The organism is Paenibacillus thailandensis (genome assembly GCF_042685365.1).
GTDB classification, from domain to species: Bacteria; Bacillota; Bacilli; order Paenibacillales; family Paenibacillaceae; genus Paenibacillus_AP; species Paenibacillus_AP thailandensis.
In genome coordinates, this window is sequence record NZ_JBHUMY010000010.1 from 1 (window position 1) to 20,688 (window position 20,688).

Annotated in this window: 20 protein-coding genes; 14 read left to right on the top strand and 6 right to left on the bottom strand. The window is 54.4% G+C overall.

Going from position 1 to position 20,688, the window contains the following annotated elements:
- Positions 1-113: 113 nt before the first annotated feature.
- The gene (locus ACFSW5_RS10300) at positions 114-2,333 is read right to left on the bottom strand and encodes a heavy metal translocating P-type ATPase (RefSeq protein ID WP_379272317.1); all 2,220 of its coding nucleotides are present in this window, start codon (positions 2,331-2,333) and stop codon (positions 114-116) included.
- Between the two features lie 197 nt (positions 2,334-2,530).
- On the opposite strand from ACFSW5_RS10300, the gene ACFSW5_RS10305 reads away from it, so the two are divergent.
- Both ACFSW5_RS10305 and ACFSW5_RS10310 read left to right on the top strand, forming a co-directional pair.
- Complete coding sequence (locus ACFSW5_RS10305) at positions 2,531-3,889, top strand: Nramp family divalent metal transporter (protein ID WP_379272319.1); 1,359 nt, start codon at positions 2,531-2,533, stop codon at positions 3,887-3,889.
- 37 nt (positions 3,890-3,926) lie between these two features.
- Complete coding sequence (locus ACFSW5_RS10310; protein ID WP_379272322.1) at positions 3,927-4,304, top strand: ArsR/SmtB family transcription factor; 378 nt, start codon at positions 3,927-3,929, stop codon at positions 4,302-4,304.
- A 68-nt stretch (positions 4,305-4,372) separates the two neighbouring features.
- Here ACFSW5_RS10310 and ACFSW5_RS10315 read toward each other — a convergent pair whose 3' ends face one another.
- Complete coding sequence (locus ACFSW5_RS10315) at positions 4,373-4,984, bottom strand: acyl-CoA thioesterase (protein WP_379272324.1); 612 nt, start codon at positions 4,982-4,984, stop codon at positions 4,373-4,375.
- Between the two features lie 149 nt (positions 4,985-5,133).
- On the opposite strand from ACFSW5_RS10315, the gene ACFSW5_RS10320 reads away from it, so the two are divergent.
- The 7 genes from ACFSW5_RS10320 to thiD all read left to right on the top strand — a co-directional run bounded on the left by ACFSW5_RS10320 (position 5,134) and on the right by thiD (position 11,230).
- The gene (locus ACFSW5_RS10320) at positions 5,134-6,021 is read left to right on the top strand and encodes a LysR family transcriptional regulator (protein WP_379272327.1); all 888 of its coding nucleotides are present in this window, start codon (positions 5,134-5,136) and stop codon (positions 6,019-6,021) included.
- Positions 6,022-6,179: 158 nt separating this feature from the next.
- Entirely contained in the window at positions 6,180-7,157 is a 978-nt protein-coding gene (locus tag ACFSW5_RS10325) for an ABC transporter ATP-binding protein (RefSeq protein WP_379272329.1), read from the top strand.
- Complete coding sequence (locus ACFSW5_RS10330) at positions 7,154-7,957, top strand: ABC transporter permease (RefSeq protein ID WP_379272331.1); 804 nt, start codon at positions 7,154-7,156, stop codon at positions 7,955-7,957. The genes ACFSW5_RS10325 and ACFSW5_RS10330 overlap by 4 nt, the downstream gene beginning before the upstream one ends.
- A gap of 8 nt (positions 7,958-7,965) precedes the next feature.
- Positions 7,966-8,745, top strand: coding sequence for an ABC transporter permease (locus tag ACFSW5_RS10335; protein WP_379272333.1), 780 nt, complete (start codon positions 7,966-7,968; stop codon positions 8,743-8,745).
- A 577-nt stretch (positions 8,746-9,322) separates the two neighbouring features.
- Positions 9,323-10,093, top strand: coding sequence for a metallophosphoesterase (locus tag ACFSW5_RS10340; protein WP_379272335.1), 771 nt, complete (start codon positions 9,323-9,325; stop codon positions 10,091-10,093).
- Positions 10,094-10,120: 27 nt separating this feature from the next.
- Positions 10,121-10,381: a YqkE family protein gene (locus tag ACFSW5_RS10345; RefSeq protein WP_379272337.1), complete on the top strand. Its 261-nt coding sequence runs from the start codon at positions 10,121-10,123 to the stop codon at positions 10,379-10,381.
- A gap of 42 nt (positions 10,382-10,423) precedes the next feature.
- Positions 10,424-11,230 carry a bifunctional hydroxymethylpyrimidine kinase/phosphomethylpyrimidine kinase gene (gene thiD / locus ACFSW5_RS10350; RefSeq protein WP_379272339.1) on the top strand — a complete coding sequence of 269 codons (807 nt, stop codon included), beginning with the start codon at positions 10,424-10,426 and terminating at the stop codon, positions 11,228-11,230.
- 106 nt (positions 11,231-11,336) lie between these two features.
- Here thiD and uraA read toward each other — a convergent pair whose 3' ends face one another.
- Positions 11,337-12,638, bottom strand: coding sequence for a uracil permease (uraA, locus tag ACFSW5_RS10355; protein ID WP_379272342.1), 1,302 nt, complete (start codon positions 12,636-12,638; stop codon positions 11,337-11,339).
- Positions 12,639-12,851: 213 nt separating this feature from the next.
- On the opposite strand from uraA, the gene ACFSW5_RS10360 reads away from it, so the two are divergent.
- Entirely contained in the window at positions 12,852-13,358 is a 507-nt protein-coding gene (locus ACFSW5_RS10360) for a metallophosphoesterase family protein (RefSeq protein ID WP_379272344.1), read from the top strand.
- A 16-nt stretch (positions 13,359-13,374) separates the two neighbouring features.
- Positions 13,375-13,797, top strand: a complete 423-nt coding sequence (locus tag ACFSW5_RS10365) for a thiol-disulfide oxidoreductase DCC family protein (protein WP_379272346.1) — start codon at positions 13,375-13,377, stop codon at positions 13,795-13,797.
- 20 nt (positions 13,798-13,817) lie between these two features.
- Here ACFSW5_RS10365 and ACFSW5_RS10370 read toward each other — a convergent pair whose 3' ends face one another.
- Both ACFSW5_RS10370 and ACFSW5_RS10375 read right to left on the bottom strand, forming a co-directional pair.
- The gene (locus ACFSW5_RS10370; protein ID WP_379272348.1) at positions 13,818-14,156 is read right to left on the bottom strand and encodes a L,D-transpeptidase; all 339 of its coding nucleotides are present in this window, start codon (positions 14,154-14,156) and stop codon (positions 13,818-13,820) included.
- 29 nt (positions 14,157-14,185) lie between these two features.
- A complete protein-coding gene (locus ACFSW5_RS10375) occupies positions 14,186-14,980 on the bottom strand; it encodes a YheC/YheD family protein (RefSeq protein WP_379272351.1) in 795 nt (264 codons plus the stop codon).
- Positions 14,981-15,175: 195 nt separating this feature from the next.
- Between ACFSW5_RS10375 and ACFSW5_RS10380 the strand changes: the two genes are divergently transcribed.
- Positions 15,176-15,919, top strand: coding sequence for an SDR family NAD(P)-dependent oxidoreductase (locus ACFSW5_RS10380; RefSeq protein ID WP_379272354.1), 744 nt, complete (start codon positions 15,176-15,178; stop codon positions 15,917-15,919).
- A 105-nt stretch (positions 15,920-16,024) separates the two neighbouring features.
- Here ACFSW5_RS10380 and ACFSW5_RS10385 read toward each other — a convergent pair whose 3' ends face one another.
- Entirely contained in the window at positions 16,025-17,908 is a 1,884-nt protein-coding gene (locus ACFSW5_RS10385) for an LTA synthase family protein (RefSeq protein ID WP_379272358.1), read from the bottom strand.
- A 244-nt stretch (positions 17,909-18,152) separates the two neighbouring features.
- On the opposite strand from ACFSW5_RS10385, the gene ACFSW5_RS10390 reads away from it, so the two are divergent.
- Together ACFSW5_RS10390 and ACFSW5_RS10395 are read left to right on the top strand one after the other, a co-directional pair.
- Complete coding sequence (locus ACFSW5_RS10390; protein ID WP_379272361.1) at positions 18,153-19,085, top strand: manganese-dependent inorganic pyrophosphatase; 933 nt, start codon at positions 18,153-18,155, stop codon at positions 19,083-19,085.
- A gap of 337 nt (positions 19,086-19,422) precedes the next feature.
- Positions 19,423-20,670, top strand: a complete 1,248-nt coding sequence (locus ACFSW5_RS10395) for an MFS transporter (RefSeq protein WP_379272363.1) — start codon at positions 19,423-19,425, stop codon at positions 20,668-20,670.
- The last annotated feature ends 18 nt before the right edge of the window (positions 20,671-20,688 follow it).

A 20,688-nucleotide genomic window follows, 5' to 3' on the forward strand; every position in this document is an offset into this window, starting at 1 on the left:
ATTCGACAAAAGTGTCTCTAAACCCTTGTGAGATAAGGATTTTTTGATTATTCAGCAAGCCCTAATTAAGGTCATCTACTTCGGAGGTGGTGTCAGCTTCGCTGGCACTACCCCTATTCATTCGCCTTTCGTTTGTTACCGCTAAAGCGGCTTCGCTTGTTGAATTCGATTAAGACCGTCAAGCTTGCCAAAGTGACGAGCACGGTTGCGCCCATATCGGACAGGATGGCGATCCATAGCGTAAGCCAGCCCGGAATCGTGAGCAATAGCGCAATCAGCTTCAAGCCTAACGCAATGCCGATATTGAATCGGATCAACCGGTTAATCCGCTTGGACAGCTTGATCGCGCCCGGCAGCTTGCCAAGATGGTCCTGCATCAGGACAATGTCCGCCGTCTCGATGGCGCTGTCGGTCCCTTTGCCCATCGCGATGCCTAGCGTCGCGGAAGCGAGGGCGGGCGCGTCGTTGATGCCGTCTCCGACCATCGCGGTCGTTCCTTGCTTGGAGAGCTCCCGAATCTTCTCCGCCTTCTGCTCGGGAAGCAAGCCTGCGTAAAATTCGGTTACGCCAACGGCATCGGAGACAAGCTGTGCGGTCGCGGCATGGTCTCCCGTCAGCATAACGGTCCGGCGGACGCCGCAGCGATGAAGGGCGGCGACCGTCTCGCGGCTTTCCTCCCGGATTTCGTCGGCTATGCCGAACATGCCGAGAATCCGCTCCTCGTCCGCAACCAATACGAGCGTTAGCCCTTGCCGTTTCCATTGCCCGATCGTCTGCTCCGCGGAGCCGTCAACCACAATCCCATGCTTTCGGATGGCGGCTTCGCTGCCCAGCCGGTAAAGCCGGCCTTCGACGACTGCTTCGATCCCGCTTCCGGGCAGCGTCGTCACGCGTTCGGCTTTCGGATAACGGACGCCTCTTGCGCCGATTTCCTTCATGACGGCTTTGGCCAGCGGGTGGGAGGAAGCTTCCTCGATGGCTCCTGCTGCGCGGTAGAACCGTTCCTCGTCGTAAACCTCGGTCAACCGTACATGAGGTTCGCCTTTCGTGAGCGTTCCGGTTTTGTCGAATGCGAGAACCTCAATCTTGCCAAGCTGTTCCAGATGGGTTCCGCCTTTGACGAGCACGCCGTTCCGCGCATTGCGGGCGATGCCGGAGACGATTGCGATGGGGGATGCAAGTATAAGCGCGCAAGGACAGCCGACGATCAGAACAGACAACCCTTGGTACAGCCAGCGGTGCCACTCGCCGCCGAAGAGCAGGGGAGGCATCAGCATGACAAGCAAGGCGACGACCATAATAAACGGCGTATAATAGTTGGCGAACCGGTTGATAAACAGCTCTGTCGGCGTTTTCGTATCCTGAGCTTCTTCCACGAGATGCAAAATTTTCGAAAGGGACGAATCCTCGTACGCTTTGTCGATCCGGACATGAAGCGAGCCTTCGTTGTTAAGGCTGCCGCCGAATACGCGGTCTCCCGCACGCTTGTCGACAGGGAGGGGCTCTCCCGTAATCGCGGCTTCGTTAACGGAGCTTTCCCCGTCGTAGACGGTTCCGTCGGAAGGGATTTTCGAACCGGGCTTGATCCATACTTTATCGCCGGCGGCAAGCGCCTGAACCGGCACGGAGGCGTAACCGCCGCCCGCTTCCAGCCTTAAGGCCGTGCTCGGCGCGTTCTTCAGCAGCGATTCCACCGAGCGCCGCGTCTTCTCCATCCCATAGCCTTCCAGCAGCTCGTTAACCCCGAACAAAATCGCGACAAGGGAAGCTTCCTTCCACTCTCCGATCGCCGCCGCTCCGATCAGCGCTACCGTCATTAGCGTATCGATGTTAAAGCGCAGGCGAAGAAGGTTTTTGAAGCCTTTCACAAACGTGTTGTAGCCGCTTAAACCGGCGGCAAGGATAAAAATGATGATAAGAACCGGTTCGCTGAACCATTGCTCCAGAAGCAGAGCGGCCGCATACAGCACGGCCGACGCGATCACCAGCTTCAACGTCTTCCCGCCGCCGCGGGCATGGGAATGGCCGTGATCGTGGCCGAATTGCTTCCCTCCTTCGTAAGAGGCGGCATCGTCATGGCTCGGCGCGTGAATGGCGCCGTCGGCGTTATGGCCGCAAGCGGCTTCCGGCGGCGCATCCGCATTGTCGATGTAGGCGCCGTCGCTTTTGAGAATGCGCTGAAGCTTATCGACGGGGATGCGCGAATCGGCCTTCAGCTTGCCGGAATTGTAGCTAAGAACGGCGGTTTCGCCATATTCCAGCTGCCGGATTTGTTGTTCCAGCTCCCGGGCGCAATTGCCGCAAGACAATCCTTTTACGCGATATTCGTTCATAGGATCAGGCCTCGTTTCGGATCGTAAAATATATGAATGCTTGCTCATATATTATTCAATTATACGTGGATTTGTCAATCCGCCGAAGCGGGACATTTACATTTTCGAAAAATGGGCATATAGTAAAGTTATAAATAAAAGTTGGTTGCATGCAAAATAATGTTTGCCGTGCAACTTCGTTGGCGGAGGGAAAAGCCATGACTGACAAATCGTTGGCGGCAAGCAACAACGGCTGGCGCAATCCGTCGCCGTCCGGAAGCTTGCCGGAAGTACACCGTTCCATGAAGGTTCCGAAAAACGGATCGATATTCCGCAAATTTCTCGCTTTTGCCGGTCCCGGATATTTGGTCGCGGTCGGGTATATGGACCCGGGCAACTGGGCGACCGATATCGCCGGCGGCTCGATGTTCGGATATTCGCTGGTATCCGTCATATTATTATCCAATTTAATGGCGATCGTGCTTCAGGCGCTTTCCGGAAAGCTCGGCATCGCGACGGGCATGGATTTGGCCCAGGCTTGCCGCGCCCATTACAGCAAGCCCGTAACCGTCGCGTTATGGCTGCTTTGCGAGCTGGCTATCGCGGCATGCGACCTTGCCGAAGTGATCGGAACGGCGATCGCGTTAAACCTGCTTTTTGGCATACCGGTTCTCTATGGTGTTATTATTACAGTCATTGACGTTTTTATTATATTGCTGCTTCAGCATAAAGGATTTCGTTACATCGAAGCGTTCGTCATTACGTTAATCGGGACGATCGGCGTTTGCTTCGGGCTCGAGCTCATCTGGTCCAATCCGGAGATCGGCGCCGTCCTAAGCGGTTTTGTGCCGAGGGCGGAGACGGTAACCGATTCGGCCAGCTTGTACATTGCCATCGGCATTTTAGGCGCGACGGTCATGCCGCACAATCTATATTTGCATTCGTCCATCGTCCAGACGAGACAATATGAGCAAACTCCCGCCGGCAAAAGACAGGCGATCCGCTACGCGACTTTGGATTCGACGATCGCCTTGTTTTTCGCGCTGCTGATCAACGCTTCGATTCTGATCATTGCCGCCGCGACATTCCATAAAGCGGGGCTGACCGACGTCGCCGAGATCGGGGACGCTTATCATTTGCTTGCGCCGATGCTGGGAACGACGCTCGCTTCGATTCTGTTCGGCGTCGCTTTGCTTGCGTCGGGCCAGAACTCGACGCTGACCGGGACGCTTGCCGGGCAGATCGTAATGGAAGGGTTTCTGAACATTCGGCTTCCGCAATGGCTCAGAAGGCTGGTCACCCGGCTGATCGCCGTCATTCCCGCCGTTATCGTAACCGCGCTTTACGGGGATAAAGGGACAAACGATCTGCTTATTTTGAGCCAGGTCATCCTTTCGTTCCAGCTCTCCTTCGCCGTCGTGCCGCTCATTACGTTCACGAGCAGCCGCAAGCTGATGGGGGAATTTGCGAATCCGGCGTGGTTGAAGGTGACGGCATGGACAATTGCGGCTATTATTATAGTATTGAATGTCATTTTGCTGCTGCAGACGTTTTTCGGAGAAGCCATAATCGGGTAATCCCGCCGGCTGCAGCTTGACGATAGGGAGGATCAAGGTGGCAAAAGCGATCGACGAGCAATGCGACGAAGTATGCGCGGGCAACGGCTTGACGCCGGAACGGGCCGCCGGTCTCCAGGCCGGCGAGCAGACGGCTTCGGAACTGGCGGAGCTGTTTAAGGCGCTGGGCGATCCGACGCGGGTGAAAATCATTTACGCCTTGCTCCATGAAGAGCTGTGCGTGCATGATTTGTGCGTCGTGCTTAATATGGGCCAATCGGCCGTTTCCCATCAGCTTCGTTACTTGCGCAACGTAAAAATCGTAAAACGGCGGAAAGCCGGCAAAACCGTTTATTATTCGCTCGATGACGAGCATGTCAGCGACATCTTCAAGCTGACGCTTCAGCATTTGGCTCACCATAAGCCGGAAAAGTGAAAATGAAAAACGCTCCCTTCAGCTATTAGGCTGAAAGAGGAGCGTTTTTTAGGTTTTTGGAGGGCAACTTACCAAGAAGTATCCCAAGCGGACGCGAAGGCGAGGTCGGCCGTTTCTTTGGACGGACTGCTGACCGAAGCTTCGTGCCGGCTGAGCTTGTACTCGGTGCCTAAATATTGAGCGAACATCTTGCTTTCCTGCCTTCTGATCTTGCGCGCTTCCTTCCGCTCCGGCGCCGTTTCGAACAGCTTGATTTCTTCGGGCGTCTCCGGAATGACGGCGGGCACGTCGGTCGGCTTCTCGTCCTCGCCCAGCGCGACAAAGGTCAGGAAGGAGGTGGCGCATACTTTGCGCTCGCCGGACAGCAGATCCTCCGTAATGACGCGAACGAATACTTCCATCGACGTCTTATGGGTCCAGGTCACGAAAGCGGACAGGCAGATGGCGTCGCCTTTGCGTACCGGATGGAGAAAGTCCACCGAATCGGTCGACGCGGTGACGACCGGACGGCGCGCATGACGCGTGGCCGCGATCGTTGCGACATCGTCGATATAGGACATCAGCTTGCCGCCGAACATTGTGCCGTGATGATTCGTATCCGGCGGCAATACGATCGAAGCTTTGATTGTATAAGATTCGCTTGCCGGTTTGGCGGAGCGTTTAAAGTTTAAACTATCCATAATAATATTCCTTCTCTCTTGAAACTAATTTCATACGTAAATGGGCCAAGCTTTAATTTACACGCTTTTGACGGATAGGTAAAATACATATATCGAATGATTTACATTCATTTTCTCTATAAGTGAAGCGGAAGGGGTTACAAACGAACATGGATATTCGCCATTTAAAATATTTCGCCGCCGTCGCGGAGCACGGCAGCTTTACGAAAGCCGCCGAGGAGCTTCACATTACGCAGCCGACGTTGTCCAAGATGGTCAAGCTGCTGGAGCAGGAGCTGGATGCGGAGCTGTTCGACCGCTCCGGCAAGCGGATCGAGCTGACCGATGCCGGCCGGACCATATTGCGCTCTTCGCTGCAAATTATTCATGCGATGGACAATATGACGATGGAGCTGCAGGAGGTGTTCAAGCTGGAGCGGGGCACGATCCGGCTTGGCTTGCCGCCGATGATCGGCGGGAAGTTCTTCGCATCGATTATCGAGAAGTTCCATGCCCGGTATCCGAAGGTCGAAATTAAAGTCGTAGAGGTAGGCGGAAAGCCGATCGAAGCCGATGTCGAAAGCGGGCTGCTGGACGCGGGCATTATCATATTGCCGGTAGAGTCGGCGAACCTGTTTCATCTGCAGCCGCTGCTTGAAGAGAAGCTGATGGTCGTGACCGATACCGGACATCGGCTTGCCGGGAACAAGCAAGTCACGTTAACCGATTTGGCCGACGAGTCGTTTATTTTATTCATCCCGGATTTTCGGCTGCATCATCTGATCAAGGATGCTTGCTTGGAGACGGGATATCAGCCGAAAGTCGTGTTCGAAAGCTCGCAATGGGACTTCATGACGGAGATGGTGGCGGCGCGGTTCGGCATTACGCTGCTGCCGGAGACGGTGTGCCGGTCGCTGGATCCGGCCCGGTTCGCCATTATCGATCTGGATCATACGACGCTCAGATGGAGGCTGGCGATGATATGGAGCAAGGAGAAATATATGTCGTTCGCGGCCAGGGAATGGGTGCGGTTCGTCCAGGAGAAATTCGCTTTCTAAAAAAACGCTTGCATCTATCTTCGGCGGGCTGATATAATCTTTTCCCTGCCTCTTTTTCCCAATATGGGTTGTCCGACGCTCCCGGGCGGCGTATGCGGGACTTAAAGGGGTTTAAAGGGGTTTTCTCATGAATTCTAATGAACGAAAAGGAGCTAACCATGATCGCCGTAGAAGGGTTAAGCAAGTCGTTTAAAGTCGCCAAGCGGCCGCCCGGCCTGAAGCATGCGTTCAAATCGCTGTTCAGCAGGGAGCACACGGTCGTTCAGGCGCTGCAGGATGTCAGCTTCACGATCAAGCCGGGCGAAATCGTCGGCTACATCGGGCCCAACGGGGCCGGCAAGTCCACCTCGATCAAAGTGATGAGCGGCATATTGGTGCCGGACGGCGGAACATGCGAAATCATGGGGTATACCCCCTGGAAGGACCGAAAAGCTTTCGTCAAGCATATCGGCGTCGTATTCGGCCAGCGCTCCCAGCTTTGGTGGGATGTCCCCGTTATCGATTCGTTCGACCTCCTCAAAGACATTTACAAAATCCCGACTCCGCTTTACAACAGCAACAAACAGCTGCTCACCGAAACGCTTCAGCTCCAGGAACTGCTTCATACGCCCGTTCGACAACTCAGCTTAGGCCAGCGCATGCGCTGCGAAATCGCCGCCTCTCTGCTTCACGATCCGCAAATATTGTTTCTGGACGAGCCGACGATCGGACTCGACGCCGTATCGAAGCTTGCCGTTCGAAGATTTATTCAAACGATCAACCGCGAGAAGGGCGTTACGGTCATTCTGACGACTCACGATATGAGCGATATCGAAGCGCTGGCGGACCGGCTGCTTCTTATCGGCAAAGGGAGTCTGCTGTACGACGGGACTTTGCAGGATTTGCGCGGGAGGTTCGGCCAGAAAAAAACGGTCGTCGCCGATTACCGTTATTCGGACGGGCCCGTCTCCGTTCCGGGGACGAAGCTAATCTCCTGGACGCCGGAGCGGGCCGTGCTGGAGGTCAACGCCGCCGAGACGGCGGTTTCCGGCGTCATCTCGCAGCTGTCTTCTCAAGTCGAGTTGATCGACGTGTCCGTGGAAGCGCAGCCGGTGGACGATATGATCGTAGAGCTGTATAAGGAGTATCGGTTATGAGAGCTTATTGCGCCGTATGGAGGCTTCGGCTGCTGAACGGCCTGCAATACCGGGCCGCGGCGCTCGCCGGCCTCGCCACGCAGTTTTTCTGGGGATTTATGTACATTATGATCTATGAAGCGTTCTACAGCTCGGCCGCGCAGGAGCAGCCGATGGAGCTGGGCGAGCTGGTATCCTATTTGTGGCTCCAGCAGGCGTTCCTTTCCCTCATCGTGCTGTGGCTTCGCGATCAGGAGCTGTTTCAGCTGATCACAACCGGCAATATCGCATACGAGCTATGCAGGCCGGCCGATCTTTACGGCTTCTGGTATGCGAAGCTTCTTGGGCAGCGGATAGCCAACGCGCTGCTTCGCTGCTTCCCGATTTTGCTTGTCGCGTTGTTTCTTCCCGCGCCGTACAACCTGACGCTGCCGCCCGATATGCTCTCCGCGCTGTTGTTCGCCGTTTCGCTGCTGCTTGGGCTGCTTGTCATTGTCGCCATCACGATGTTCATTTACATTTCCGTTTTCATCACGATGAACCCGACCGGCTCGATTCTCCTGATCGGCGTTTTCGGGGAATTTTTCTCGGGGCTAATCATTCCCGTGCCGCTCATGCCGGATTGGCTGCAAAGCATCGTGAACGCGCTGCCGTTCCGGTATACGGCCGACTTTCCGTTCCGGGTGTACAGCGGCCATATTCCGCCTTCGGAGGCTCTCGCAGGCATCGGAATCCAGGCAGTCTGGCTGATCGGGCTGGCGGTTCTGGGCAAGTTGGCGTTCGACAAGGTTCTGGCCAGAGTCGTCGTCCAAGGAGGGTGACCCGCGTTATGACGCTTTACTTGAAATATGTCCGCATTTTGTTCAAATCGCAGATGCAATACCGGACCAGCTTCCTGCTGCTGTCCTTCGGACAGTTTTTTGTGCCGTTTACCGTATTTGCCGGGTTAACGATGTTGTTCGGAAGATTCGGAGAGCTGAAAGGATGGTCGTTCTACGAGACGGCGTTATGCTTCGGGGTTATCCATATGGCTTTTGCCATAAGCGAGTGTTTCGCCCGGGGGTTTGACGGCTTCTCCTCGCTTGTCGTTTCGGGGGATTTCGACCGGCTGCTTGTCCGTCCGCGCGGCACGGTCGTGCAGGTGCTCGGTTCCAAGTTTGAGTTTACGAGGGCGGGCAGGCTTGCCCAAGGGGTCGCCGTCCTGATTGCGGCGCTCAGCGGGCTGGAGACGGAATGGACGATCTTGAAGGCGTTCACTCTCCTTCTCATGATCGCAAGCGGCACGTTCATCTTTGCGGGCATATTCATATTGGCCGCGACGATGTGCTTCTGGACGGTCCAGACGATGGAGCTTGCCAACATCTTTACGGACGGCGGCAGGGAGATGGCGCAGTATCCGCTTAATATTTATCCGAAAGGCGTCATGCGCTTCTTCACGTTCGTCATTCCGTTCGTCTGCGTCAATTATTTGCCTTTGTTGTTTATTCTGGATAAGCCGGGAAGCAGCCCGTATTCGATGCTGCTTCCGGCGGCAGGCTCCTTGTTCATCGTGCCGTGCCTGCTCGTCTGGCAGATCGGGGTCCGCCATTACCGCTCGACCGGCTCTTAGCCGTTCTCAAGCCGCGCTTGCCGGCATAAGCCGGAAATAGAGCATGCCGACAAGGGAACCTGGGCTTATGTCGTCCCGGCTATTCTCGAGACAGGAGGAGGCTGGTATAATGGATTGCATATACCGGCCGGTGCGACGCGAAGTTGTTTACGGCACGACCGGTTTCTGCGGCGGGGCGCCGGTTGCGGCCGGTTATTGGCTGTGATATCCTGTTGGTAAGGATTATGTCATCTCCGTTTTATCCGGGCGATTACGGGTCAGCGGGACGATCGGGCTTGGCGCGTTGAGCCGGACGGAGCACGGAGCCGATGGATACGGACAATTCATTGCTCGGAAGGGATTCGCCAAGAGCGAAACGAAGCGGGAAGCTTCGAGCCCCGTGTCGAAAGATAAGCTCTTTTATAAAGGGCCGATTTATAAAGTCTTATCTTTTGAACAAGAGGCCGGCAGCGGCCGACTCTCCCCGTTGGGGCGGGCGGAAGCCGCGCGGCTCGCGATGCAGCCGCTCTCCGCTACGGGAGCGGCTGCTTTCTCATTAAGCCGGACAGCAGGCGGCCGGGAAGAGGAAGGTACAAGGATGGTTTATGCGATTGTCATTTTGTTGTTGGCCGCGGTCTTTTATGTTTTTTTTATTTTTCCTACGCAATGGCTTAAGGTCGTACGAGTGAAGCAGCCCCTTGGGATCGGCGCGAAGGTGATTCAGATCAGCGATATCCATATCGAGAACCTGCGCGTGCCCGCAGGGCGGATACGCAAGCTGATCGAGCGGGAGAAGCCGGATTATATTTTCATAAGCGGCGATTTTACCCAGAAGGAACACATGCTCCCGAGAATCGAGCGTTATCTTGCTCGGGCGCTTGTACCGGGCATCCCCGCTTACGCCGTATACGGCAACCACGATTATCGGCTTGATTCCGAAGGCATCAAAAAGCTGAGCGCCGTCATCCGTAACGCGGGAGCCGAGCTGCTTCTTAACCGTTCGGTGAAGCTGGACGGGTTCCAGCTTGTCGGCATCGACGATTTCGGCACGCGGCACAGCAAGGTGGGCGAAGCGTTCCGAAACGTCGATTCGTCGCTGCCGGTTATCGTGCTTACGCACGATCCGAACGTGATCGATGCCATCGACCGGGAATACGATTATTTGATGGCGGGGCATTTCCACGGCATGCAGTTCTACATTCCGTTTCTGTTCCGGTTTATCGACAAGGGTGCCGTCGCGAAGCGGGGAATCGTTCAAGGGCTGCACCGGGAACGGGGACGCCTGATTTATATATCCGCCGGCATGGGGCAGACCGACCCGAACGCGCGCCTGTTCATTCGGAGCGAAATTACGATTCATGAGCTGTAACATGGGGGCAAGAGAGGTGAGTGCAAGATGGCGAATAACGACAAGCGGCGCGGTTCCGCCAAACCGCAGGAGCAAGACAAGCCGACGACGCTGAAAGATTTGCTGGGGGCGGACGTGCTCGAGAAGCTGAAGCGGCAGACCGCTGAGCTGAAGGCGGAGGAAGCGAAGCGCGAGGAAGAGAAACGCATCGCCCGCGAAGAAGCGCGCAAAGCCGAACAGAAGCGGCTCGACAACGATTTCGAGTATTTGCTTAACAACAGCAAGCAGAATTGGCGGGAATTCAAATAATCCCGGTCATGAGACTGATAACAATAAAGGAGAATCACGACAATGGCCATTCCAAAAACATTAACGATTGCCGGCTCCGACACAAGCGGCGGCGCGGGCATTCAAGCCGATCTCAAAACGTTCCAGGAGCTTGGCGTATACGGCATGACCGTATTGACGACGATCGTGGCGATGGAGCCGGAGACCTGGAACCATCTGGTCTACCCGGTCGAGCTCTCTATCGTGGAAGCGCAGCTGAACACGGTGCTGGACGGGATCGGTTTCGACGCGATGAAGACGGGGATGCTCGGCTCGGTCGACATCATCGAGCTGGTAGCCTCCCGCTTGAAGAAGGCCGACAGAAAGCGGATCGTAATCGATCCGGTAATGGTCTGCAAAGGCACCGACGAAGTGCTGCAGCCGGAAAATACGGATGCGATGATCAAATATTTGATCCCGGGAGCCGATCTCGTAACGCCGAACCTGTTCGAGGCGTCCCAGCTGGCGAAGACCGGCCCGATCCGCTCGCGCGAGCAGATGCAGCAGGCCGCGGCGATCATCCGCGAGCAAGGCGCGAAAAACGTCTTGATCAAAGACCGCGGCGTCATCGAGCCGGGACGCGCAATCGACTTGCTTTACGACGGTACGGACTTCGAATGGCATGAAGCGCCCGCCGTGCAAACGAATTATACGCATGGAGCCGGCTGCACGACTTCGGCGGCCGTAACGGCCGGTCTGGCCAAAGGACTGTCGGTCAAAGAGGCGGTTCGGGAAGGCAAATCGTTTATTACGAAGGCCATCGCTGGCGGTTTCCCGCTGAACCGCTTCGTCGGTCCGACGCTCCATGCCGCCCACAGACTTGAACGATAAAGCCGCATAACAAAAACGCCATCATCCTTGCGAAAGGACGATGGCGTTTATTTTTAGCTCGTGCTTTGGAAAGGCGGGCCGTTTCTGCATTGCCAAGCGTGAGCCGTTAATCCGGCGTCTTCTCCGTCAGTTCCTCGCGGTCGTTCGAGAGGCGGAGCGCTTCGAACAGCTTGAAGAGCAAGCTAAGCACGATGCCGACGATCGTCGCGAGGGCCATGCCCTTCAGCACGACGTTTCCGAACGTGATTTGTACGCCGCTAATCCCCGTCACGAGCACGACGGTTGCCAGCAGCATGTTGGTCGGTCGGGAGAAGTCCACTTTGCGCTCGACGAATATCCGCAAGCCGGAGGAAGCGATAACGCCAAAGAGCAGCAGCGAAACGCCGCCCATGACGGGAGTCGGAATATTGGCGACGATCGCCGAGAACGTTCCCGAGAACGAGAGCAAAATCGCGATGATTGCCGCACCGCCGATGACGAACACCGAATATACTTTAGTGAGCGCCATGACGCCGATGTTTTCTCCATAGGTCGTATTGGGCGTCGATCCGAAAAATCCGGACAAAATCGTCGATATGCCGTTGCTGAGCAGCGAACGGTCAAGACCCGGATCCTTCGACAAATCTTTCCCGACGATGCTGCTCGTGACGAGAAGATGGCCGATATGCTCGACGATCACGACGAGCGCAACGGGAAGGATCGTCAGTACGACAGACCAATCCAGGCTCGGGAACGTAACGGTCGGCGCGCCGATCAAGCTGGCATTTCGGATCGCTTCCGTATCGACCATCCCCATAAAGTAAGCTATGATATAACCAACGACGATGCCGACGAGAATGTGAACGATTTTCAGGAACCCCCGAAACAGAACGGCCCCGAAAACGGTAACCGCCAGCGTAATCATCGACAGCGTAACGGTTTTCGGATCCATCGACCATTCCTTCGTCGGGTCGGAATTGATCAGGCCGGCCATTTGCGCCGCGACCGGCACGAGCTCAAGGCCGATCAAAGCCACGACGGACCCCATGACGGCAGGCGGGAACAGCACGTCGATCCATTTCGTCCCGATAAATTTGACCAGCAGGCCGACGAGGACGAATACGATTCCGGTGATAATAAATGCTCCAAGGGCAAGCGAATAACCGCCGTCGGGATGCTCGGCCAACACCAGCGTTACCGGCGCGATGAAAGCGAAGCTCGATCCGAGGTATGCCGGAATTTTGCCTTTGCATATCCAAATGTAAAGCAACGTTCCGATTCCGTTCATAAACAGAATCATGCTCGGGTCGACCCCGAACAAATTCGGAACAAGCACCGTGCTGCCGAACATGGCGAACAGGTGCTGAAGGCTTAACAATAAGCCGGGCCCAAACGGGACTTTCTGTTGAACTTGAATTTCATGCTGCAACCTTTGGCTCACTCCTTATGTATAATGGGCAAATTCAGCCATAAATCGACATACATCTTATCATCCATTCCTGTCCGCTGCAACAGTTATTTGCGCTTTCCGGCAGCGGGCATCGGAAGCGGCATTAGCACCATTGTGTCCTTAGGCTCATTCGGTTAAACGGCGATAAGCGGAGGGTTTGGAAATGAGAGCAGGGAAAAGGAGAGGAAGAAGATGAAGATCGTTGTCGTATCGGATACGCATATGCCCCGGATGGCCGGGGAGCTGCCTTCCGCCCTTAAGAAAGAGCTGGAAGGCGCGGATTTGATTCTGCATGCGGGCGACTGGACCTCCTCCGTCGTTTACCGCCTGCTGGCGGAATACGCACAGGTGGAAGGCGTTGCCGGCAACAACGACGGGGAAACGCTCACCGATAAGCTGGGCCTGAAGCGGACTGTAAAGGCGGGGGGATGCAGGATCGGGCTTGTTCACGGACATTGGCCGGTCAAAAGCCGCACCGCGCTGCAGAACGCGTGGGACGCCTTTGCGGGCGAGGAGGTCGACGCCATCGTTTTCGGCCATTCGCATGTGCCTTATATGGAAAAGCGCGGCGGCGTTCTGCTGTTTAATCCGGGATCTCCGACGGCGAAGCGCAAGCAGCCCCGGTATTCGTTCGGTATTCTGCAGGCAAACGGCGGCCGGTTGCAGGCTAAGCATATTTTTTACGACGACAAAAAATAAACCGAGGCGAGCGAATATGGCGAAAAGAGAAGAACCGAATAGCTTAGTGCTGATAGACGGCGAATGCAATCTATGCAACGGACTTGTCCAATTTATTATCAAGCGGGATAAAGCGGGACGCTTTCGATTCGCGCCGCTTCAGTCGCCCGTCGGCCAGAGGGTGCTGCGCGAAGGCGGAATGAACGTATCGGATTTCGATACGTTTGTCCTTGTCGAGAGCGGCCGTCTGTATACGAGGTCGGCCGCTGCGCTGCGCATCGTGCGGAAGCTTGACGGCGGGTGGCCGCTGCTGTACGGCTTGACCGTCATCCCTTCCGCCTTGCGCGATGCCGTTTATCGGATCGTTGCGAAAAATCGTTATCGGCTGTTTGGCAGAAAGGATGCCTGCTTGCTTCCGACGCCGGAGGTAAGAAATCGTTTTCTGGAGGAGGAGCGGTAAGCTTCCATATGAGAGATCCGCTACGGCCTGATCGTAACGCGGGTCCCCACAGGCACGAGGGAAGACAGCTGCTTAACGTCGGCATTGTGCATCCGAATGCAGCCGCGCGACACTTCGCGTCCGATCGACGATGGATCGTTCGTTCCGTGTATGCCGTAATGCGGCTTGGACAAGCCCATCCATAACGCTCCGAATGGACCTCCCGGATTTACCTGTTTGTTCACGATCGTAAATTCGCCTTGCGGCGTTTGAGTCACCATTCTTCCGATTCCGACGGGATAGCCGCGAACGACGGTATTCCCGTCCAGCAAGTACAACATCCGGTCGGATAAATCCACGATAATCCGGTAGCTTGGCATCTTCGTGTCGGCTCCTTTTTTTTGGCCGTTCAATCGTCGAAGCGTCCGTAGCTTCGAGCGAACCGGACCATCTTTTTGTATTCGTCGGGCTTTATTTTTTTTAGCGGATGAAATTGCGGATGGTTGGAGTTGACTTCCAGAACCCACAGCCGGTTATTTTTGTCGTATGCGAAATCGATCCCCATCTCATGCATGCCCGATCTTTTGCGGCTCAAGGTGCGGGCGATGCGAAGGGAAGCTAACCTTAGCTCGTTGATGCGATCCTGCCGCTCGGACTCGGGGAGCTGCTTTCTCATCCACAGCTTGTCGATCGGCCATATTTTCCCGCCTTGATAATAATTGGTTACGATTTTGTTCGGCGATCCGACTTTAACGAGAAAGCCCGTGCACGTCCATTTGCCGCCGGGCTTGCGCTGCACCATGCTCCTGATATCGTAAGGACGTTCGTTCGGACCTACCGTATCAAGCTCGATCGCGGCTTGAACGATCACTTTATGGCGGTTATTACGGTTCAAATAAGCGATTAGCTCTTCTGCCGTACCGAAAGTTTTATGAACTTGTTTTTTGTTGGCGGTTGTGTCAAGAGAGTAGCCATGCTCGGATTGCTTGACCCGGCCGACTCCGATGCCCTGCGAGCCGATATCGGGCTTGACGTAAACGGTTCCGTGATCGGATAACATCGCCAGCAAACGTTTTTTGCTCAGCATGGCGGTGGGAGGCACAAAGAGACGGGTAATCTCGTTTTGTTCCAAGTACCGGCATACTTTCCGCTTTCCGCGTATATTGCGGCTTGCATAAGTTTTGAGATATCTGGTCTTCGGCACCTTGCGATCACCTCCCCACACCATATGTCTCTAGCGGTTTGCGGACTTGTACCGATGTCTATGGTCGCGATAAATAGGCATATATCCTTCGTTTTCTTTTGCGCCGGGCGGCCGATGCATTACAATAAGTAGGAAACGATAAGACGAGACCGGTTTCAGCTTATTGCGGCCGGGGCAAGAAAGGGGCAATTGAGAATGTTCGCAGGAAAAATCGCAGTCGTTACGGGAGCGGGCGGCGGAATCGGCCGTGAGGTGGCCGCGGCCTATGCCGAGCGGAACGCAAAGGTCGTATTGCTGGATCTGAACGAGCAAGGTCTGATGGAGACCAAACGCCTTATCGAAGCCCGCGGGCATAAAGCTTGGTGCCGAACCGTAGATTTGAAAAATCCGGAAGCGATTGTCGCAGCCTTCCAGGAAGTGAACGAGCATTACGGAAGGGTGGACGTGATCATCAACAATGCGGGAATCGGCAAATGGGTGTCCCCGCTTGATCTGACGATCGAGGAATGGGATTCGGTCATCCATACGAATTTGCGCGGGACGTTCCTCTGCGCGAGGGAAGCCGCTAAGATGATGAAACAGCATGGCGGAGGCTCTATTGTAAACATCGCTTCAACCCGGGCGCTCATGTCGGAGCCGAATTCGGAAGCCTATGCGGCTTCCAAAGGCGGGATCGTCGCGCTGACGCATGCGCTTGCCGTATCGCTATCGCCTTACCGGATTACGGTCAATGCGATCAGTCCCGGGTGGATCGAAACGGGGAACTACGAGGCGTTGAAGCCGCTTGATCACGAGCAGCACCCGTCGGGGCGGGTAGGGAAGCCTTCGGATATTGCGAGGGCGTGTTTCTACTTAACGGATCCGGACAACGACTTCGTGACCGGAATTAATTTGGTTGTCGACGGCGGCATGACGCGCAAAATGATTTATGAGGAGTAATTTACATAAATTTAGTTATGTAAACTTATAAGATTCACTGGAAATCAAAAACGAATCCCTCCGGATCCGCGAAGGACGGTCTGGAGGGATTCGTTTCGTAAACGATTATTTTCCGTTTTCGGGTTTTTCCCGATCGGGCAGTTGGCTGACGTAGCTGTCCGACAGAAGCCGCAAATCGTTAACCCGGTTAAATTCTTCCTCTGTCGTAATCGGCGTATCGGACGCTTCGTCGGTGCCGAACGGATGATGCTCGCCGTCTTCATAACCGGTTCCGGGAATAAACAGCCCGTTCGGGTTGAAATAGGAGCCCGTCGGCAAATAGTAGCTGATCGGCAGCATGTTGCGGCCGTTTTCGTTCAATAAGTCTTGGCCGAAGTGAATATGGTCTTTCATGGAAACGCCAAGCAAATTGGCCACAGTCGGGAAAATATCGGATTGACCGCCAAGCATCTTCATTTCGGACGGGTAAGTGACGCCCGGCGAAGAGATAATGAGCGGGATGTTCATCATCTCCTTGTCGGTATAGGCCTTCCCGAAAATTTCCAGCAGCAGCTCCATATCGTCTTCTTGCAGCGAGAAGAGCGGGAGTCCGCGATGGTCGCCGTATACGACAAGCAGACTGTCTTCCCACAAGCCGCTCGCTTTCAGCTCGTCGATCAGGAGGCCGAAGCAGTAATCGGCATAGTTTTGCGCCACCAGGTAGTTGCCCACATACGTGCCTTCATATCTTTCCGGCAGCTTGATCTTTTGAAGCTCCTCCGGAATCGTAAACGGATGGTGGCCGCTCATCGAAATCAGTTGCGCATAAAACGGATTGTCGCTTTGATCCATCTTCTTCAGTTCTTCCGTCGTTTTGGCGTACAAAATATCGTCCGTCGAACCGAAATAAAGCGAATGCTCGTCGCCGAAAAACGACTTGTCGTAATAACGGTTAAAGCCGAGCGCCTCGTACAGATCCTTCCGGTTCCAGAAGCCGACTTCGTTCGTATGGAAGGTGGCGGTATCGTACCCGTTCGCCTCCAGCAGCTTCGGCATGCTCGGGAGCTCTTTCCCGCCGTACACTTGGGAAGCCGCGCCGGCAGGCGGAATATAAAAGGAAGTGTTGACGACGAATTCGGCGTCGGACGTGTTGCCTTGGCCGACCTGCTGGTAAAAGTTCGAGAAATAGAAGCTCTCGTTCGCCAAACGGTTCAAATTCGGCGTAATCTCTTGTCCGTCAACGTTTAAGTTGATGAGAAAGTTTTGGAACGATTCCATCTGCACGACGATCAGATTTTTGCCTTTCGCCGCGCCTTTCATGACGGGACTCGCGGCTTCCTTCGTTCCTTTCAGCTTGTCGATCCCTTCCTGCGTAATGATCTCGAAGGGGACGGGATCGGGATTTTGATCCGCCAGAAGCGTATAGGCTTCGTAGCTGAGAATGCCCATTTGCTCGGCCTTGACGGTTTCGTTGATGCTAGCCCGGTTCGGAAAAATGTTAAGCGAGCATAAAAGCAAGGAAACGCAGGCCAGACCGATGACGAGCTTGCGGCTGGCGGGAGCGCTGAGCGCCTGCAGCCACTTGCGGGACTTCTGCCGCTTCAGGAACAGAAACGCGATCACGATGAAATCCAGATACAACAGAAGGTACATCGGGTGAACAAGCGAGAAGATGCTTTTTTTAACCGCATGCGCTTGATCCACCTGCTCCAGTACATGGAAGGTCGCGATAATGCCGTAATGCTCGTAGTACATCATGATCGACATATACAAGATTGTAAGGCCCAGATTTACGATAAGATAATAAAGCAGTTTCCTGCGGGTTGCGAACCATTCGATGGCGCAGAAGATAAGCAGGATAATCGGAATTTCCTTCAGTACCGTCGCCCAAGTGGGACCGTCTTCGAATAAAATGAACCAGGCTAGATAACATTTCAACAGCATGCTTACGGTAAAAAACAAAATAGACCCTGCACTGACTCTAGAACTGTCCGAACGAAACATGATCATAAATCCTTCTTTCTTCCTCTACGAATTGACATTACCGATCAACTATGCTTTAGGAAAGACAACATTCCAAGTTTAATCGATGCGGCCGCAGGAAATCAATCCCGTCTGAAATAACCAATTAATAAGGTCGGTTTAAGAGATTTTTATGCTCGGAATATTGATTGTGTTATGTAATGTACGGTATACTTTTCTCGGTGCAATTGCTAATTAAAATTGTTTAATCCATTGTATAAGGAGCATGATGATGGAAAAAGTACTTATTTTTGGTCACAAGAACCCGGATACGGACACAATTTGCTCTGCAATCGCTTATGCCGATTTGAAAACGAAGCTGGGACAAAACGTTGAAGCCGTTCGCCTTGGCAGCGTAAACGCCGAAACGCAATACGCCCTCGACACCTTTAAGGTTGCCGCTCCGCGCCAAGTGGAGACGGTAGCGAACGAGACGAAGACGGTCATCCTCGTCGACCATAACGAGCGCCAGCAAAGCGCTTCCGACATCGATCAAGTGCGCGTTGCCGAAGTTATCGACCATCACCGGATCGCCAACTTCGAAACGAGCGGTCCGCTGTACTACCGTGCCGAGCCGGTCGGCTGCACGGCGACGATTCTGAACAAGCTGTACAAAGAAAATGGCGTTGCGATCACTCCGCAAATCGCGGGCTTGATGCTGTCGGCCATCGTATCGGATTCGCTGCTGTTCAAATCGCCGACCTGCACCGAGCAAGACGTTGCCGCAGCGCGCGAGCTTGCCGAAATCGCGGGCGTCAATGCGGAAGAGTACGGTCTGGAAATGCTGAAAGCAGGCGCGAACTTGAGCGACAAGTCGATCGGCGAGCTCATTTCCCTCGACTCGAAGGAGTTTTCGATGGGCAGCGCGAAGGTCGAAATCGCGCAAGTGAACGCGGTGGACGTGAACGACGTATTGTCCCGCCAAGCCGAGCTGGAAGATGCGCTCACGGGCATCGTCAACCAAAAAGGCCTTGACCTGTTCCTGTTCGTCGTGACGGACATTCTGAACAACGATTCGGTTGGCGTTGCGCTCGGACGCGCTGCCGACGCCGTCGAAGAAGCTTATGGCGTCAAGCTTGAGAACAATAAAGCGGTTCTGAAGGGCGTCGTATCCCGCAAATCGCAAATCGTACCGGTATTGACCGACATCTTTAACAAACGTTAAGGCTAGCTATTGGGCTAGACCATTATAAAGGGAAGAAGAGGCATAGCGCATGATGCGCAATGCCTCTTTTTTTCGTTTAAAGCCGCGTAGAACGGGGAAAAAAGTCGAAAGCTATGCCTCGAAAAAATTGCGTGAAATACATATTTCACGCAATTTCGAGCTGAAGACAAAATTAATGAATCTAATCAGCCAGAGGGGGAGACTAGGACAAGTTTATCCCGTCTTCTTTACACACAAAATCCAAGAATGAAGGTAGGATATTAGCGAATACTAAGTCCGTAATGCGAACGGCGCAAGGCCGATATGAAAAAACGTTCATGAAATGAGGTTAACTTGCTTGAATGGTCAATCCGGTAAAGCCGCGCTGCTTTCGTTAAGTTCCATTCCGCTGATTATGACGCTCGGCAATTCGATGCTCATTCCCGTATTGCCTGTCATTCGGCGGGAATTGTCGATTACGCCTCTACAGACGAGCCTCCTTATAACGGTATATTCGGTTATGGCGATCTTGCTTATTCCGCTTGCCGGCTATTTGTCCGACCGGATCGGCCGCAAAAAAGTGATCGTACCGAGCCTGATCATCGCGGGTGCGGGCGGCGGCCTTTCCGCTGCAGCATCCATTCTGATGGACAATCCTTACGGCATGCTGCTCGCCGGGCGTATCCTGCAGGGTATCGGCGCGGCAGGCGCGGCCCCGATCGTCATGCCCCTGGTGGGGGATCTGTTCGACAGCGAAAAAGAAGTGAGCAGCGGGCTTGGGCTGATTGAAACGTCCAATACGTTCGGCAAAGTGCTAAGTCCGATTTTAGGCTCGTTAATCGCCTGGATCTCATGGTACGCGCCTTTTGTTTCCATTCCCGTTTTTTGTGCGGTGTCGATTGTGCTTGTAGCCGTCTTTGTCAAAGCGCCGAACAAAAAAGAACAACCCGTTCCTTTCCGCCGGTTCGTTTCGGAGCTGAGGCGGTTATTCCGCAAGGAAGGGCGCTGGCTATACGTATTATTTGCGGTCGGCGGAACGGCCATGTTTATTTTGTTTTCGTTTCTCGTATGGTTTTCGGATAAGCTCGAAGACTTTTACAAGATAAAAGGCATCTGGAAAGGCTTTACGCTCGCCGTTCCGCTGGCGGCTTTGTGCACCGCTTCTTTTTTGACCGGCAAAATCATCGGCGAAAGCAAAAAACGGATGAAACTATTGGCGACATGCGGCTTTATGCTCGCCGCGGCGTCTATGACCGCTAACGTCATTGCCGACGGTCTCGTTATGCGCCTAGCGTTATTAAGCGTCGCCGGCATCGGCATCGGAACCGCTTTGCCTTGCCTTGACGCGTTAATCACGGAGGGCATCGACAAAAATGAAAGAGGAACCGTCACATCCCTTTACAACAGTCTTCGTTTTGCCGGGGTCGCGGCTGGGCCGCCTGTCGCCTCGCTGTTATCCGGTAAAGGGAACGGCGTCATGTTCTGGACGCTGGCCGGAGCGGGGCTGCTCTCGGGATTGCTGACTTGGCTGTTTATAAAGCCAAACGAGGAAGGCGAGAAATCGGGCTCCCGTATTGTGCCCAAGGGGAGGAAAGTTTTACAATAGAGCTATCGATCTCATGGC

Coding starts and splice junctions, on each gene's coding strand:
- ACFSW5_RS10370 (WP_379272348.1), bottom strand. CDS start 14,156: ATGCCAAGCTACCGGATTATCGTGGATTTATCCGACCGGATGTTGTAC.
- ACFSW5_RS10340 (WP_379272335.1), top strand. CDS start 9,323: ATGGTTTATGCGATTGTCATTTTGTTGTTGGCCGCGGTCTTTTATGTT.
- ACFSW5_RS10390 (WP_379272361.1), top strand. CDS start 18,153: ATGGAAAAAGTACTTATTTTTGGTCACAAGAACCCGGATACGGACACA.
- ACFSW5_RS10325 (WP_379272329.1), top strand. CDS start 6,180: ATGATCGCCGTAGAAGGGTTAAGCAAGTCGTTTAAAGTCGCCAAGCGG.
- ACFSW5_RS10335 (WP_379272333.1), top strand. CDS start 7,966: ATGACGCTTTACTTGAAATATGTCCGCATTTTGTTCAAATCGCAGATG.
- ACFSW5_RS10330 (WP_379272331.1), top strand. CDS start 7,154: ATGAGAGCTTATTGCGCCGTATGGAGGCTTCGGCTGCTGAACGGCCTG.
- thiD (WP_379272339.1), top strand. CDS start 10,424: ATGGCCATTCCAAAAACATTAACGATTGCCGGCTCCGACACAAGCGGC.
- ACFSW5_RS10305 (WP_379272319.1), top strand. CDS start 2,531: ATGACTGACAAATCGTTGGCGGCAAGCAACAACGGCTGGCGCAATCCG.
- ACFSW5_RS10345 (WP_379272337.1), top strand. CDS start 10,121: ATGGCGAATAACGACAAGCGGCGCGGTTCCGCCAAACCGCAGGAGCAA.
- ACFSW5_RS10360 (WP_379272344.1), top strand. CDS start 12,852: ATGAAGATCGTTGTCGTATCGGATACGCATATGCCCCGGATGGCCGGG.
- ACFSW5_RS10300 (WP_379272317.1), bottom strand. CDS start 2,333: ATGAACGAATATCGCGTAAAAGGATTGTCTTGCGGCAATTGCGCCCGG.
- ACFSW5_RS10315 (WP_379272324.1), bottom strand. CDS start 4,984: ATGGATAGTTTAAACTTTAAACGCTCCGCCAAACCGGCAAGCGAATCT.
- ACFSW5_RS10365 (WP_379272346.1), top strand. CDS start 13,375: ATGGCGAAAAGAGAAGAACCGAATAGCTTAGTGCTGATAGACGGCGAA.
- ACFSW5_RS10380 (WP_379272354.1), top strand. CDS start 15,176: ATGTTCGCAGGAAAAATCGCAGTCGTTACGGGAGCGGGCGGCGGAATC.
- ACFSW5_RS10385 (WP_379272358.1), bottom strand. CDS start 17,908: ATGATCATGTTTCGTTCGGACAGTTCTAGAGTCAGTGCAGGGTCTATT.
- ACFSW5_RS10320 (WP_379272327.1), top strand. CDS start 5,134: ATGGATATTCGCCATTTAAAATATTTCGCCGCCGTCGCGGAGCACGGC.